This is a genomic window from Comamonas nitrativorans (assembly GCF_042654765.1).
Taxonomy (GTDB): domain Bacteria; phylum Pseudomonadota; class Gammaproteobacteria; order Burkholderiales; family Burkholderiaceae_C; genus Comamonas; species Comamonas nitrativorans.
The window spans coordinates 13,220-28,512 of the sequence record NZ_JBHSEW010000002.1 but is presented as its reverse complement, the minus strand read 5'-3'; the positions used below and the strand labels follow the sequence as shown (position 1 = coordinate 28,512).

Genomic DNA, 15,293 nt, shown 5'->3' with positions numbered 1-15,293 from the left:
TTTGATCAGAAGGGGTAAGCACGCGGCTGGGTCTGCACGGTGATCCAGCGGGTATCGGTAAAGGCATCGATGCCGGCCTGGCCGCCAAAGTGGCCATAGCCCGAGTTCTTCACGCCGCCGAAAGGCATTTGCGCTTCGTCGTGGACGGTCGGGCCGTTGACGTGGCAGATACCGGCTTCAATGCGGGCCGCCACGCGCCAGCCGCGTGCGGCGTCGCGGGTATAGACGGCCGAGGACAGGCCGAACTCGTTGTCGTTGGCCATGGCAATGGCTTCTTCCTCGCCACGCACGCGCACGATGGCCTTGACCGGGGCGAAAGTCTCCTCGCGGAAGATGCGCATTTGCGGCGTCACGCCGTCGATCAGCGTGGCGGGCATCAGCGTGTCGCTGGCCTTGCCGCCGCACAGCAGCTTTGCGCCCTTGGCCACGGCATCGTCGATCAGTTCGTTGACGCGGGCAACGGTGGTCATGTCCACCACCGACCCCAGCACCACCGGCCCCTGGCGCGGGTCGCCCAGCGGCAGCGTGGTGGCGCGTGCCACCAGCTTGGCCAGAAATTCTTCGGCCACGGCCTCATCGACGATGATGCGCTCGGTGGACATGCAGATCTGCCCCGAGTTGGCAAACGCGCCAAAGGTGCAACCGGCCACGGCGGCATCGATGTCGGCATCGTCCAGCACCAGGAACGGCGCCTTGCCGCCCAGTTCCAGAATCGCCGGCTTGAGGTACTTGGCGCAGGTCTGGCCGATGATGCGGCCCACGCGGGTGGAGCCGGTGAAGTTCACGCGGCGCACCGCCGGGTGCGCCACCATGGCTTCCACCACGGTGCCGGCATCCTCGGGGGCGTTGGTGACGAAGTTCACCACGCCCGGGGGCAGCCCGCCTTCCTGCAAGGCTTCGATGATCAGGCCGTGGGTGGCCGGGCACAGTTCCGAGCCCTTGAGTACCACGGTATTGCCGCAGGCCAGCGGCGTGGCAATGGCCCGGGTGGCCAGGATGACGGGCGCATTCCACGGCGCAATGCCCAGCACCACACCGGCGGGCTGGCGCACGGCCATGGCCATGCTGCCCGGCACGTCCGAAGGGATGACCTGGCCGTTGATCTGCGTGGTCAGCGCCGCCGCTTCCAGCAGCATGTTGGCGGACAGGTGCACGTTAAAGCCGGCCCAGATACCCGATGCCCCCGTTTCTGCCGCCATGGCAGCAGCAAAGGCATCGGCCTTGGCCGCCAGGGCCTGGGACGCTTTCATCAGCATCTGGCGCCGCTGCGTGGGGCCCACGGCAGCCCACGCGGGGAAAGCGGCCTGGGCCGCCTCGACGGCCCGCACGGCATCGGCAGCCGTCGCCGCCGGTGCACGGGTGGCCACGCTGCCATCCAGCGGATTCCTGCGCTCGAAGCTTGCGCCATTGCTGGCTTGTGCAACCTGCCCGCCAATCAGCATGGGTTGTTCAATCATGGAAGTCTCTCCTTGGTTCTCTGGGATAACGACAGGCGGTCGGCCTGGAAAGGCATGGCCCGGTTTTTTTGATACAGATCGAAAAAAACCGCCATCCCAAGTGCTTTTCAGCAAACTTTTGACATATCGCCTTGCCATCGAGTGAATTTTTCGGCTAGGGATGGGCGGATGATAAAAACTGCCCCTTTGTCACGCTGTGCACAGCGTGCATAAATCACTTGATGAATCATGCAAGCGATCAAGGGCTTTCCCTAGTAGTCCGCCCTGGCTGGGTGCGTTCCGAGGCACGCTTGCCGGGCAAGTGCTGATAATGCGGGCCTCGGCAATGACCGCAGGCATGAGGAGACAAGCTATGAGCACAGCGCGTGTACTGAGTACCGATGGCATACCGCAGCAGGACACCGCGCCTGCGTGGCGTGACTGGATGGCGCAGCTGTTCAACGGGCTGCAAACCGACCTGTACGGCGATACCCGGTTCGACGGCCATCTGTACGTCGCCTCGGCCGGCGAGGTCGTCCTCACGCGACTCGATGCCGGGCGCCACCGCGTCGTGCGCGACAGCCACCGCCTGCGCGACAGCGAAGAGGCTTACCTCAAAATCGTGGCCCCCTGGTCTGGCACCGCCCAGGTGCATCAGAACGGGCAGCAGGCCAGCGCCAGCAATGGCAGCTGGGTGATTTACGACACTTCGCATCCCTACGAGGTGGCCAATCCCCAGCACACCGAACACCTGATCCTGATGCTGCCCCGGCGCAGCATCGTGCAGCGCGGCCTGAACCCGGAGGGGCTGATGGGGCGCAACATCGGCGGCAGCAGCGGCATTGCCCGCATCGCGCTGGAAACCATGCGCAGCACCTACCAGGAGCTGGGCACCATGTCCGCCCCCCTGGCCCACCGCGCGGGCGAACTGCTGGTGGAAATGGTCCACCTGTCTCTGCAGGAACTGGCTGGCAAAGGCACGGCCCGCACCCAGCGCCAGGCCTTGCACGATCGCATCTGTGCGTATGTGGCCACGCACCTGCGTGACCCCGGCCTGTCGGTGGAGGCCATTGCCACCGCCCTCAACTGCAGCAAGCGCCACGTCCACAACGGCTTTGCCGGGCAAGACACCAGCCTGGGCGCATTCATCCAGCACAGCCGCTTGCAACTGGTCATGCGCGAACTGCGCCAGCCCGAACTGGCCCAGCACACGATCACCGACATCGCCATGGCCTGCGGCTTCAACAACAGCGCCCACTTCAGCCGTGCTTTCAAGGCCTACGCGGGCATGTCCCCTTCGGAATTTCGGAACCGCTAAAGAGCATGGATAGGGTGCCACGCATCGGAAAAACAAAAGGGCTTGCACCGAAACGATGCAAGCCCTTGATTTTTATGGTCGGAGCGGCGGGATTCGAACTCGCGACCCTCTGCTCCCAAAGCAGATGCGCTACCAGGCTGCGCTACGCTCCGACTAAGCTGTCCATTATAACCACTTTTTAGTGTCCATTTTAGGACTGCTCACACTCTTTCTGCAGGCGCTGGGTCAGCTCTGCTGCCGTCACCGGCTTGCAGTACCAATAGCCTTGCCCAAAATCGCATCCGGCTTCCAGCAATATATTGTGCTGCTCCTGCGTTTCCACCCCTTCGGCAACCACCTGGATGTCCAATTGATGGGCCATCACGATAATGGCCTGGCACAGCGCCACATCCTCAGAATCGCGGTGCAGGTTGCAGACGAAGCTGCGGTCGATTTTGATGTAGTCAATGCTGAACCGTTTCAGGTACGACAATGAAGAATAGCCGGTTCCAAAATCATCCAGTGCCAGCTGAACCCCGGCTGCCTGCAGTTCGGTTATTTTCTCATCGCTGGCTTTATCCGATTCGAGCAGCATACGCTCCGTAATTTCCATTATCAAGGCGCTGGGCGGTATTTCAAGCGCTTTGATATTCTTCAGCCAAGCGGAACAATCCAGCTCGGTACTGAGCAATTGGACCGGGGAAACATTGACACTCAAGACAAAATCAGGCGAAAAACTCTTGCGCCAGGCCGTCACTTGCTGGGCGGCTTCCTTGAAGATCCACTCTCCCAATGGCACGATCAGGCCCGATTCTTCTGCCAGCGGAATAAAGTCCCCGGGATTGACGCGCCCGCGCACAGGCTGGTCCCAGCGGATCAACGCTTCCGCCTTGACCGTTCGCCCGGTCTGCATGGCAACAATCGGCTGGTAATAAAGTAAAAATTCCTGCTTATCCAGGCCTTTTTGCAAATCACGCAGCATCAGACGTCGGCTTTGTGCTTCCTCTTCCATGCTCGGATCGAAGACGGAAAACTGATTCCGTCCTTTTTCCTTGGCTGCATACATTGCCAAATCTGCGTGCTTGAGCAGGCTGACACCATCCTGCCCATCCTGGGGATAAAAAGTAACCCCTGCGCTGACCGAGATATTGACGGTATTGTTCGCCAGACGATAAGGCTTGGCAATCAAATCCAATACCTTATGGCACACATTAAAAATATCTTCCTGGCTTTTTGTATCGTGCAGAATAAGAACAAATTCATCCCCACCCAACCGGGCCACCAGATCCGTGCTGCGCACGCATGATTGCAGGCGTGCCGCCACCTGGCGCAGCAACTCGTCCCCTTCGTCATGCCCGAAAGTGTCATTCACTTCCTTGAAAAAATCGAGGTCCAGAAAGACCAGCGCAAAGACTTTTTCCCTGCGGCGAGATTCCTCGATGGCACAGAGCAGGTTTTCCTGGAACATTTGCCGATTCGGCAACTGGGTCAAATGATCATAGTGGGCCTGGCGCCAGATTACAGCCTCCCGCTGGCGCAACCTGGTGACGTCGGTGAACAGGCCGATATAATTTTCGACCGCTCCGTCTTCATTATAAGAAGTGGTAATGGTCAGCCGCTCGATAAATTCTTCGCCATTTTTTCTGATATTGTAAATATCACCCGACCAGCCTCCCTTGGTACGAAGATCGTTCCACATGGCACGATAGAACTCCCTATCGTGCCGGCCAGAACTGAGTACGTTCAGGCGCCGCCCAATAATTTCATTGGCGGCATAGCCGGTAATTTCGGAAAAAGCCGGATTGATGTCCAGGACCACGCCATGCGGATCGGTCACCACCATGGCTTCGCTGGTATAGGCATAGACCAAGGCCGCGCGGCGCATGGATGCCTCCGAACGCTTGCGGGTGCTGATATCGATCAGCATTCCAATAATGGCCGTGCGCCCCTGGTATTCCATTGCGGAACCAAACACCTCGACTTCAAACTGCGATCCATCCGCACGCACTGCAATCGATTCATACCGCGAGGAACGTACCCGCCCTTCCAGTCGGGCCAGCACCCTTTCGCGCACGTTGCCCATACATGCAGGGGCAAACATCTGCTCCAGCGGGAAATTTCCCATCAGAACCTCCCTCGGATAACCCAGCATTTTTGCCAGTTGCTGACTGGCATAAATCAGCTCCATCCGGGGCGAAATCATATAAATGCCCGATACCTCGTTGTCGGCCAGGCCATTGAACATGGCCTGCACCTGGGCCACGGCACTGCGCTCCTTGGCGATGTCCAGCAGAAGCTGTTCGATATGCGCTGCCGATTTATTCAGCACCCCTCCCAATTGCCCCAGCTCATCGTTTATTTTTATCGACGATCGTATGCTGTAGTTTCCTGCCGCCATTTCCGTGCATTGATTGGAAAGCACTTGTATGGGATTGAGTATCCGGGATTTGATCAGGAAATAACCGAGCAAAAGCAGCAATATATCCAGCCAGAACAGCACCAGACTGACCCATAAGGCACGTTGCTGGACGCGGTTGGAAAAATCCACCAGTTGATTGAGCAGATTTTCGGATTGGGCCCACAGGTGGTCGCTGGCGGCCATAATCTCCAGCACCCGGGCATGTTCAATCGGGGCAGCTCCCGGCATTTCTGCATAGGCGGCATTGAGCGTATCTTGAAAGCGCTGCCACGACGTATGCAATTGCTCCAGCGCGGGCTGCAAGGCCGGGCTCACGGGACGCACGGTTAACCCGTAGGCCGTTCCTCCCGAACGCAGCGCCGTATAGGTTTCTTCAAAGCTGGCATATCGCGACACGATATGCGGCCAATTGCCACCAGGCGCCAGATACTCGGCAAAAGTCTCCAGCGCAATACGCTGGCTGAGCATCCGGATCTTTCCAGCCAGATTCACCGTGGCACCAATGTCGTCCGAGCGACGAAGCATAAGCTGGAGGGTCACCACATTACCGACTGCCAGCAAAGCAACCAGCACCACCCCCCAGATTGTTTTACGCTTGAGCGTTCGAGGCCAAAAAGACATGAGACCAGACGTTAAACAGTTTATGTTGCGTCGAAGTGTAATCCACTGAAACAAAAGGTAAATACCTTGGCCATGTTTGTTCCATAAAAAAACCTCAACACAGGGTTGAGGTTTTGCAAGGAAAGCGCCGATGTCTTAGCGGCTGGCTGGCCCGGGGCCCCGGCCAGCCAGGTGGCGGAAAGTGATCCGGCCCTTGGACAGGTCGTAGGGGGACATTTCCAGCGAGACCTTGTCGCCGGCCAGGATGCGGATGTGGTGCTTGCGCATTTTGCCGCCGGTGTAGGCGATGAGCTGGTGCCCGTTGTCCAGGGTGACGCGAAAGCGCGAATCGGGCAGCACTTCGGTGACCTGCCCTTGCATTTCAATCAGTTCTTCTTTTGCCATGTGTGCAAATCTCTTGAATCAGGAATGGGTGCCTTGACGGGGAGCCTTGCACACAGCAACTGGAAGCAGTCTTGTGTATTCAATGCAAGCAAGAAGCTGACAGCGCACCAGCACAATCAGAAGGCCAAGTACCAAAAGCACGAAAACCGCCGATTATAACCTTGTTTTATTTCTGCAAAGTGCCCTTGCCTGGAGAGCGTTCACTTGCCGCACTGCCCTTGCTGACACACGGTGGTGCGCTCGGCCACCAGCTTGCGGTAGTTCTGTCCGGGCTGGCCGAACTTGCCCAGTTGCTCGCAGACGTCGCCGCTGGCATCGAAGGCATAGCCTTTCTGCCCGTCGGCTGCCCACAGCTGCACCGTGGACAGGTTCCACGATGCAAAGCGTGCCGGGTTGCGCCACTGGTGGGAGCAGATGCCGTGCATGACGAAGTTGTTGTATTCCAGCTCGGAAATCACCGGCTTGCTGCTGTGCAGTTGCAGCACGCCCTGCGCGTCCTTTTCGGCCAGGGTCAGGGCATGGCCTTGCAGGGGGACTTCCAAGTCCTGAGGAACATTTTTAAAGACCAAATCCGCCGAGGCGACAGAACACACGCCGGCCAGCAAACACGCCATCCACTTCTTCATCGGGTACCGCCTTCCAGAAAGAAAGTCGGCATTGTGCCGTGCTGCCCCGGGTTTTTACCGACGCCACTGTGCCGAATGTGGCTTTTTTTGCACAGCACGCCCTTGCACGGCCTGGCCCCAGGCAATGTCGGCGCGGGCAATTTCGCGCCACTGGCCGGGGGGCAGATCGCCCAATGCCAGGTTGGCGATGCTGCGACGCACCAGCCGCAGCGTGGGGTGACCGATGGCGGCGGTCATTTTGCGCACCTGGCGATTTTTGCCTTCGACCACGGTGATTTCCAGCCATACGTCCGGCACCGTCTTGCGCACACGCACGGGCGGATCGCGCGGGGCCACCTCGGGCTGGGGCGTAAGGATGTGCGCCTGGCAGGGCCGGGTTTGGTAGTCCTCGATGCGCAGGCCGCTGCGCAGGCGTTGCAAGGCAGCGGCATCGGGCACGCGCTCGACCAGGGCCCAGTAGGTTTTGGGCTTGGCGTTGCGGGGATTCAGCAATTGCGCGATCAGCGGGCCATCGTCGGTCAGGAGCAGCAGCCCTTCGGAGTCTTTATCCAGGCGGCCTGCGGGATAAAGTCCGCCGGGCAGGCCAAATTCGGCCAGGCTGCGTGCGCCGTCTTCCGGGGTGAATTGCGACAGCACCCCGTAGGGTTTGTGGAACAGGATGTAGCGCGGCATCGACGCCAATCAGGCACGGCTGCGGCGCACCAGCAGCGCCAGCAGGAACAAGGCAAAGGCACTGAACCACAGGAACGACCAGTTGGCGATGGTGCCGCCCAGAAAGGTCCAGTCCACCGCAGAGCAGTCGCCCGAGCCCCGGAAGATCATCGGCAATGCGCGGCTGAAGGAGTAGTTTTCAACGATGCCGTAAAAGTCGCGCCCGCAGGTGGCGAACTCCGGCGGGTTCCACTGCAGCCAGCTTTGGCGGGCGGCTGTAAACGCGCCAAATCCGGCCAGCAGCAGGGCCAGCAGGCTCCAGAGTTTGATCCAGAGCGTTTGCGGCTTCAGGCTGGCCAGCCCGGTGGTGATGGCAACGCCGACCAGGGCATAGCGCTGCACGATGCACATCGGGCAGGGGTCCAGCCCCACGGCGTGCTGCAGGTACAGGCCGAAGGCCAGCATGGCAACACAGATGGCGCTGACCAGTGCCAGGGCGCGGCGCGGGGCCGTAAAAATCCACTGCATAAAAGTCCTTGCATGAAAGCTGCCCTGCAGCCCGCCTAAGAACGTGTTTACGTTCCAAGGTCTGCAAGGCCGATTAAATCCCAGCCCCTTGATCGACAAAGACCTTGGCGCGGCGCGGGGTGACGATCAGCGTCTCCCCTTCGCGCAACCCCAGGGTGTGGAACTGGTGGGCGGAAATGTGCGCTTCGATGAGCTTTTCCGAAGCGCGATTGTGGGTCACTTCGGGCGCATCCTGCGCAATAAGTTCCAGCCGGGCGACGGGGCCGACGACGATGGCGCGGTCCAGCTGCGCACGCAGCCCGCCGGGTGCATCGGTGTGGCCGGGCACGGGGCGGGCCACGTCCAGCTCGTGCGGGCGGATGTAGGCCCAGGCCTGGGCGTCGTTGGCGCCCTGGGCTTCGGCGCTGGTCAGCTCCAGCCCGGTGTCGAACTTGACGCTGCCGTCGTGGGCGCGGCCCTGGAACAAATTCACGTCGCCCAGGAAGCCGTAGACGAAGGGGCTGGCCGGGTTGTCCCACACTTCCTGCGGGGTGCCGACCTGCTCGATCTGGCCCTGGTTGATGACGACCACGCGGTCGGCCACTTCCAGCGCCTCTTCCTGGTCGTGGGTGACGAAGATGCTGGTGACGTGCAACTCGTCGTGCAGGCGGCGCAGCCAGCGGCGCAGCTCCTTGCGCACCTTGGCGTCCAGTGCGCCGAAGGGTTCGTCCAGCAGCAGCACCTGCGGCTGCACGGCCAGGGCGCGGGCCAGGGCGATGCGCTGGCGCTGGCCGCCGGAGAGCTGGGCCGGAAAGCGCTCGGCCACCCATTCGAGCTGCACCAGCGAGAGCAGCTCCATCACCTTGGCGCGAATCTGCGCTTCGCTGGGGCGCTCTTTTTTCGGCTTCATGCGCAGGCCGAAGGCGACGTTGTCGAACACGCTCATGTGCTTGAACAGGGCGTAGTGCTGGAACACGAAGCCCACGCCGCGTTCGCGCACATGCACGCCGGTGGTGTCCTGGCCGCTGAAGTGGATGCTGCCGCTGTCCGGCGCTTCCAGCCCGGCGATGATGCGCAGCAGCGTGGTCTTGCCGCAGCCCGACGGCCCCAGCAGCGCGACCAGCTCGCCGGAGGCGATATCCAGGTTCACATTGCGCAGGGCGTGGAAATTGCCGAAGCGCTTGTCGATATTGCGTATTTCAATACTCATTTTTAATAGCTTTTACCGCTTGTAAATCAACAAACTTAGGTTGTTTTATATATGAAAACGTTTAAATACCAGCGGTAGCAGCTACTTCAATGGTAGCTGGCCGTTCCGGCGGCAATTGCGCGGCGGCCTTCAGCTGCTGCTCGGCCTTCCATTCGGCCACGGTCTTGATGACCAGCGTGACCAGGGCCAGCAGCGCCAGCAGCGATGCGGCGGCAAAGGCAGCGACGGACTGGTACTCGTTGTAGAGAATCTCCACGTGCAGCGGGATGGTGTTGGTTTGCCCCCGGATGTGGCCGCTGACGACGGAGACCGCGCCAAACTCCCCCATCGCCCGGGCATTGCACAGAATCACGCCGTACACCAGCCCCCATTTGATGTTGGGCAGGGTGACGTACCAGAAGGTCTGCCAGCCGTTGGCGCCCAGCACCACGGCGGCCTGCTCCTCGTCGTTGCCCTGTGCCTGCATGAGCGGAATCAGCTCGCGGGCGATGAAGGGGAAGGTGACGAACACGGTGGCCAGCACGATGCCCGGCACGGCGAAGATGATCTTGATGTCGTGCGCCGCCAGCCAGCCGCCGAACCAGCCGTTGGCCCCGAACACCAGCACGTACATCAGGCCGGCCACGACGGGCGAGATGGAAAACGGCAGGTCGATCAGGGTGACGAGGAAGGCCTTGCCGCGAAACTCGAACTTGGCAATGCACCACGCCGCCGCCACGCCGAACACCAGGTTCAGCGGCACGGCGATGATGGCCGTGAGCAGGGTCAGCTTGATGGCCGACCAGGCATCGGGTTCGCGCAGGCCGTCCAGGTAGGCGTCCCAGCCCTGGCGCAGCGCCTCGGTAAAGACGGCGGCCAGGGGCAGCACCAGGAACAGCAGCAAAAAGGCCAGGCTCAGGCCGATCAGCAGCCAGCGTATCCAGGCCGCCTCGGTCGTGCCCGCCTGGGCACGGCGGTTGTCGGTAGTAGATGGGGCACTCATGCTTGCATCCCCGCACGGCGGCGCTGCCAGGCTTGCAGCAGATTGATGACCAGCAGCATCACGAACGAAATCCCCAGCATGACGACGGCCACGGCCGTCGCGCCGGGCACGTCGTACTGCTCCAGCTTGCCGATGATGATGAGAGGCGTAATTTCCGAAACCATGGGCATGTTCCCGGCGATGAAGATGACCGAGCCGTATTCGCCCAGCGCCCGCGCAAAGGCCATGGCAAAGCCGGTGAGCAGCGCGGGGGTGATGCTGGGCAGGATGACCAGCTTGAAAATCTGCCAGCGGCTGGCGCCCAGGCTGGTGGCGGCTTCTTCCAGCTCTTTTTCAAAGTCCTGCAACACCGGCTGCACCGTGCGCACCACGAAGGGCAGTCCGATGAAGATCAGCGCAATCACGATCCCGCCGGGCTGAAAGGCCAGCTGGATGCCCAGCGGCTCCAGGTACTGGCCGACCCAGCCGTTGCCGGCCAGCAGCGCCGTCAGCGAAATGCCGGCCACTGCCGTGGGCAGGGCAAAGGGCAGATCGACCAGGGCATCGACCAGCTTTTTCGCCGGAAATTCGTAACGCACCAGCACCCAGGCGATGAGCAGGCCGAACACCAGATTGACGCTGGCCGCCAGCAGCGACGCGCCGAGCGAGAGCTTGTACGCCGCCAGCACACGCGGGGCCGTGACGGCAGAGACGAAGTCCGGCCAGGTCATGGTGAAGGTTTTCAGGAACAGCGCCAGCAGCGGAATCAGCACGATCACGCTGAGGTAGAACAGGGTGTAGCCCAGGCTCAGGCCAAAGCCGGGCAGCACCCGGCCCGGGCCTTTGCGCGGGCTGCGGTCGGCGGTCGCGCCGAGCACCATGGAAGTCATTGCCAGCCCTTGCTTACTTGGCGCCCTGGTACAGCTTGTCGAACTGACCGCCGTCGTTGAAATGCACCTTCTGCGCTTCGGCCAGGGAGCCGAAATACTTGCTCACGGCAAACTGCTGGATGGGCTTGAACTGGTCCTGGTGCTTTTTCAGCACGGCTTCGGAGCGGGGGCGGATGGCGTGCTTGGCGGCGATTTCCTGGGCCTCGTCGGAATACAGGTAGTCCAGATAGGCTTTGGCCAGCGCACCCGAGCCGCGCTTGGCCACGGTGCGCTGCACCACGGCAACGGGGTTCTCGGCAATGATGCTGGCCGAGGGGTAGACGGCATCGACCTTGCCCTTGCCGAACTCGCGCTCGACCGACACCACTTCCGATTCAAAGGTGATCAGCACGTCGCCGATGTTGCGTTGCAGGAAAGTGGCCGTGGCATCGCGCCCGCCCTTGGCCAGCACGGGCACGTTCTTGTAGAGCTTGGCGATGAAATCGGCCGCATCGGCATCGCTGCCGCCCTTTTCACGCACGCTGCCCCAGGCGCCCAGGTAGGCATAACGGCCATTGCCGCCGGTTTTCGGGTTCACGACGACGACTTTCACGTCCGGGCGGGTCAGGTCTTCCCAGTCCTTGATGTTCTTGGGGTTGCCGTTGCGCACCAGGAACAGCATGGTCGAGGCCGTAGGCGCTGCCGAGTGCGGGAACTGGCTGGCCCAGTCCTTGGCGACCACGCCGTTGTCGGCCAGGAATTGCACGTCGGTGGTGGTGTTGAAGGTGACCACGTCGGCCTCCAGCCCGTCATTGACGGCACGGGCCTGGGCGCTGGAGCCGGCGTGGGACTGGTCGATCTTCACGTCCTTGCCGGTGGTCTTCTTGTAATGGGCGACGAAGGCGGCGTTGTAGTCCTTGTAGAACTCCCGCGCCACGTCGTAGGAGACGTTCAGAAGCTTGTCCTGCGCCAGGGCCGTACCGCCGATGGCCAAGGCGGCCGCCAAAACAACAGATTTCACAGTGGTGGAGAGCATCGCAGGCATCCCTGAAGTGTTATGAATGCGACGATTGTGCAAATCCGTACTTAAAACTCAAAACAATATATTTTTTTTTGTTTATTCCATTTTTGAATAAAGATTGCTGCAATACCTGGCAGCCCGGGCCAATGGCAGCGGCTGTGTAGAATCCGGCGCTTTTTTCCAAAAACCCCACCACCCTGCTCTGCCCACGCAAGCAGGGTGTTTGCTTGCAGGATTCCCATGCCCCAGCGCCCCGCCCCGCACACCATCGATCACGCCACGCACTTTGCCTGCCCGGCTTCCCACCGTCCCGGCGCCAAGCCCCCCTTGTTCTAACCCGTCAGGAAAGCACTGCCGTGAGCCCCTCGCACCCTCCCCACGCCGTCGCCCGCTTGCAAAAAACCCTGGTCATGTGGCAGGTCATCATGATCGGCCTGGCCTATATCCAGCCCATGACCTTGCTGGACACCTTCGGCATGGTGTCGCGCGACAGCCTTCAGCACGTTCCCACCGCTTACATGTTCGCCCTGGGCGCGGTCTTGCTCACGTCGATCAGCTACGGGCACATGATCCGCAAGTACCCCTCGTCCGGGTCGGCCTACACCTACGTGCAAAAGTCCATCCACCCCAACGCTGGGTTCATGGTGGGCTGGTCGTCGCTGCTGGATTACCTGCTCTCGCCGATGGTCAATATCCTGCTGGCGCGTATTTACCTGACGGACATGTTCCCCGAGGTGAACCACTGGGTCTGGATCATCGGGCTGACCCTGTTCATGGTGGGCGTGAACCTGCGCGGCATCCGCTTCGTGGCCAACTTCAACAGCCTGATCGTGGTGTTGCAGATTCTGATCATCGGCATCTTCACCTTCCTGATCTACGAAAAGCTCGCTGCCGGGCAAAACGCCCTGGGCGCGATTGCCGGCCAGGGCGCGGACGGGCTGTGGAGCTTCAACCCGTTCTGGAGTGAAAAAACCCAGGTGGGCGCACTGGTGACCGGGGCGACGATTCTGTGCTTCTCCTTCACCGGTTTCGACTCCCTCAGCTCCCTGGCCGAAGAAACCAAGGACACCAAGAAGACGCTGCCCAAGGCCATGTTCCTGACGGCGCTGATCTCCGGCCTGCTGTTCATTTTCAGCACCTATTTCCTGCAACTGTTCTTCCCCGGCGACCCGGCCCAGTACTTCAAGCTGGTGGACGAAACCCAGCCGGAAATCCTGCTGCTGGTTGGCGGCGCATTGTTCCAGTCGGTGGTGCTGAGTTTCGCCATCGTGACGGTCATGGCCTCGGGTATTGCCGCCCATGCGGGCGTCTCGCGCCTGATGTACGTCATGGGCCGTGACGGCGTGCTGCCCAAACGCTTCTTCGGCCACATTTCGGCCAAGGGCTACACCCCTTCCTACAACATCTGGCTGGCCGGCGCGGTGTGCCTGACCGCCGGTTTCCTGAGCCTGGAGTTCGTCGTCGCCCTGATCAGCTTCGGTGCCCTGACGGCGTTCAGCTTCGTGAACCTGTCGGTCATCAGCAGCTACGGCTTTCGCGATGGCCGGTTGAAAACGCCCCGGGACATCTGGCAGTTCTTCGTCATGCCGCTGCTGGGCTTTGCCTCGATCGGCGCCCTGTGGCTGGAAGTGGAGGAAACCTCGCTCAAGGCCGGTATCTCCTGGGCTGCCGTCGGGCTGATTTACCTGGGCTGGCTGACCAAGGGCTTTCGCCGCGCGGCCCCCCAGCTGCACGAGGAAGATTTCGACCGTTGATGCCCCTGCATGGCTGGCGTGCACCAGCCATGCAAAAACGCAAAAGGCCGCTTGCATACTGGGCAAGCGGCCTTTTTTCACTCGGCAAAAAGCACAGCCGAACGGTCAGTCGAGCAGAAAGACTTCCACGCGGCGGGCTTCGTCGTTGCTGCCGCTGGCCAGGGTTTGCGCAGGCTTGGCCAGTTCGATCTGGGCTTCTGCCACGCCCAGCCCCTGCAAGGCATCGCGCACCGCCTGGGCGCGGCGCTTGGCCAGATCGGCATTCACTGCGGCATCGCCCGTCGCATCATGGAAACCCGAAATCTGTACGCGCTTGCCCGCCTTGGCCCCTTCGACGACATCGACCAGCGCATCGTGCGCACCTGCGGCAACTTCGGTCTTGCCCGTGGCAAAAAAGAACTTGACGACATTGCCATCGACCCGCACGGCGGCCTGCTCGGTCAACACCACGGCAGCAGGCGCCAGGGCCGCCGGCTCTGCGGGTGCCGGGGCCACGGCCATGGCTGCGGCGGCATCCGCACCTGCGGCAGACGGGCCGGTGCTGCGGTAGGCGGCAAAACCCACCACGCTGGCCACCACAACGGCTACCAAAGTAAACACCAGACCCAGCGCAAAGCGTTGCTGATCATCGTCGTCTGTCGCACGGGACATAAAGGAACTCCTTGAAATAAAAATGGAATCAGGCGCAGCAAGAGCCTGCCGGACGGCTCCAGGCCGACGCCCGCGCAGCGCCATTGTAGTGACCCACCCTGGTGGCACAATCGACGCGCCGCCCATACATCGGGCGGCCTCTCCTTTGCCCACTCTTATGTCCGACCTACCCCATACCATCGCCCAGTTGCGCAAAAGCTATGGCCGTGCGCAGCTCAACGAATCCAGCGCCCCCGGCAATCCCCTCGCACTTTTCGAGCAATGGCTGCAAGAAGCCATCAACGCCGAACTCCCCGACCCGAATGCGATGACGCTGGCCACCGTCAGTGGCGACCTGCGCCCCAGCACACGGGTGGTACTGATCAAGGGCTATGACGAGCGCGGCATCGTCTGGTACACCAATTACCAGAGCCGCAAGGCCCAGGAGCTGACTGCCGTGCCGTTTGCAGCACTACAGTTTCACTGGGTGGAGTTGGAGCGGGTGGTGCGCATCGAAGGCCGGGTCGAAAAAGTCAGCGCCGAAGAAAGCGACGCCTACTTCCACAGCCGCCCACTGGATTCGCGCATCGGCGCCTGGGCCAGCCCGCAAAGCCAGGTGATCGCCAGCCGCAGCGTGCTGGTGACCAACGCCGCCAGGTACGGCGCCCAGTTTCTGCTCAACCCGCCGCGCCCCCCGCACTGGGGCGGCTACCGGCTGGTGCCGCAGCAGTGGGAGTTCTGGCAAGGCCGCAAAAGCCGCCTGCACGACCGGCTGCGCTACCTTGCCGATGACGCCGGGGCCTGGCGGCGCGAACGCCTGGCGCCGTAAGAACGTGTTTACGATCTAAGAAAGGTGCGCAACGACGAGTGCGGCTTTGGGTTGCCTTGCGGGCGTGAACAGGTTCTA

15 protein-coding genes and 1 tRNA gene are annotated in these 15,293 nt (G+C 61.5%); 3 read left to right on the top strand and 13 right to left on the bottom strand.

Going from position 1 to position 15,293, the window contains the following annotated elements; translation table 11 throughout:
- Positions 1 to 5: 5 nt before the first annotated feature.
- On the bottom strand, positions 6 to 1,457 hold the full coding sequence (locus ACFO3A_RS02670) for an aldehyde dehydrogenase (protein WP_377723763.1): 1,452 nt from the start codon (positions 1,455 to 1,457) through the stop codon (positions 6 to 8).
- Positions 1,458 to 1,809: 352 nt separating this feature from the next.
- Between ACFO3A_RS02670 and ACFO3A_RS02665 the strand changes: the two genes are divergently transcribed.
- Entirely contained in the window at positions 1,810 to 2,754 is a 945-nt protein-coding gene (locus tag ACFO3A_RS02665) for an AraC-like ligand-binding domain-containing protein (protein WP_377723761.1), read from the top strand.
- A gap of 75 nt (positions 2,755 to 2,829) precedes the next feature.
- Here the strand turns inward: ACFO3A_RS02665 and ACFO3A_RS02660 are convergent.
- The 11 genes from ACFO3A_RS02660 to ACFO3A_RS02610 form a co-directional block, all read right to left on the bottom strand.
- Positions 2,830 to 2,906, bottom strand: a tRNA-Pro gene (locus tag ACFO3A_RS02660).
- 38 nt (positions 2,907 to 2,944) lie between these two features.
- Positions 2,945 to 5,773: an EAL domain-containing protein gene (locus tag ACFO3A_RS02655; RefSeq protein WP_377723759.1), complete on the bottom strand. Its 2,829-nt coding sequence runs from the start codon at positions 5,771 to 5,773 to the stop codon at positions 2,945 to 2,947.
- Positions 5,774 to 5,908: 135 nt separating this feature from the next.
- Entirely contained in the window at positions 5,909 to 6,157 is a 249-nt protein-coding gene (gene infA, locus ACFO3A_RS02650; protein ID WP_377723757.1) for a translation initiation factor IF-1, read from the bottom strand.
- A 200-nt stretch (positions 6,158 to 6,357) separates the two neighbouring features.
- Positions 6,358 to 6,783: a hypothetical protein gene (locus ACFO3A_RS02645; protein WP_377723755.1), complete on the bottom strand. Its 426-nt coding sequence runs from the start codon at positions 6,781 to 6,783 to the stop codon at positions 6,358 to 6,360.
- Positions 6,784 to 6,837: 54 nt separating this feature from the next.
- Positions 6,838 to 7,455, bottom strand: coding sequence for a pseudouridine synthase (locus tag ACFO3A_RS02640; protein WP_377723754.1), 618 nt, complete (start codon positions 7,453 to 7,455; stop codon positions 6,838 to 6,840).
- Positions 7,456 to 7,464: 9 nt separating this feature from the next.
- The gene (locus ACFO3A_RS02635) at positions 7,465 to 7,962 is read right to left on the bottom strand and encodes a disulfide bond formation protein B (RefSeq protein ID WP_377723752.1); all 498 of its coding nucleotides are present in this window, start codon (positions 7,960 to 7,962) and stop codon (positions 7,465 to 7,467) included.
- Positions 7,963 to 8,035: 73 nt separating this feature from the next.
- Positions 8,036 to 9,151 (bottom strand): sulfate/molybdate ABC transporter ATP-binding protein, encoded by a 1,116-nt coding sequence (locus ACFO3A_RS02630; RefSeq protein WP_377723751.1) that lies wholly within the window; start codon positions 9,149 to 9,151, stop codon positions 8,036 to 8,038.
- 61 nt (positions 9,152 to 9,212) lie between these two features.
- The gene (gene cysW, locus ACFO3A_RS02625; RefSeq protein ID WP_377723749.1) at positions 9,213 to 10,133 is read right to left on the bottom strand and encodes a sulfate ABC transporter permease subunit CysW; all 921 of its coding nucleotides are present in this window, start codon (positions 10,131 to 10,133) and stop codon (positions 9,213 to 9,215) included.
- On the bottom strand, positions 10,130 to 11,002 hold the full coding sequence (gene cysT, locus ACFO3A_RS02620; RefSeq protein WP_377723747.1) for a sulfate ABC transporter permease subunit CysT: 873 nt from the start codon (positions 11,000 to 11,002) through the stop codon (positions 10,130 to 10,132). The genes cysW and cysT overlap by 4 nt, the downstream gene beginning before the upstream one ends.
- A gap of 13 nt (positions 11,003 to 11,015) precedes the next feature.
- Positions 11,016 to 12,017 carry a sulfate ABC transporter substrate-binding protein gene (locus ACFO3A_RS02615; protein WP_377723745.1) on the bottom strand — a complete coding sequence of 334 codons (1,002 nt, stop codon included), beginning with the start codon at positions 12,015 to 12,017 and terminating at the stop codon, positions 11,016 to 11,018.
- A gap of 50 nt (positions 12,018 to 12,067) precedes the next feature.
- Positions 12,068 to 12,244, bottom strand: a complete 177-nt coding sequence (locus tag ACFO3A_RS02610) for a hypothetical protein (protein WP_377723744.1) — start codon at positions 12,242 to 12,244, stop codon at positions 12,068 to 12,070.
- A 114-nt stretch (positions 12,245 to 12,358) separates the two neighbouring features.
- Here ACFO3A_RS02610 and ACFO3A_RS02605 point away from each other — a divergent pair, with 114 nt between their 5' ends.
- Positions 12,359 to 13,756, top strand: a complete 1,398-nt coding sequence (locus ACFO3A_RS02605) for an APC family permease (protein WP_377723742.1) — start codon at positions 12,359 to 12,361, stop codon at positions 13,754 to 13,756.
- A 105-nt stretch (positions 13,757 to 13,861) separates the two neighbouring features.
- Here the strand turns inward: ACFO3A_RS02605 and ACFO3A_RS02600 are convergent, their stop codons facing one another.
- On the bottom strand, positions 13,862 to 14,407 hold the full coding sequence (locus ACFO3A_RS02600; RefSeq protein ID WP_377723741.1) for an OmpA family protein: 546 nt from the start codon (positions 14,405 to 14,407) through the stop codon (positions 13,862 to 13,864).
- Between the two features lie 157 nt (positions 14,408 to 14,564).
- Here ACFO3A_RS02600 and pdxH point away from each other — a divergent pair, with 157 nt between their 5' ends.
- Positions 14,565 to 15,215, top strand: coding sequence for a pyridoxamine 5'-phosphate oxidase (gene pdxH, locus ACFO3A_RS02595; RefSeq protein WP_377723739.1), 651 nt, complete (start codon positions 14,565 to 14,567; stop codon positions 15,213 to 15,215).
- Positions 15,216 to 15,293 lie beyond the last annotated feature (78 nt).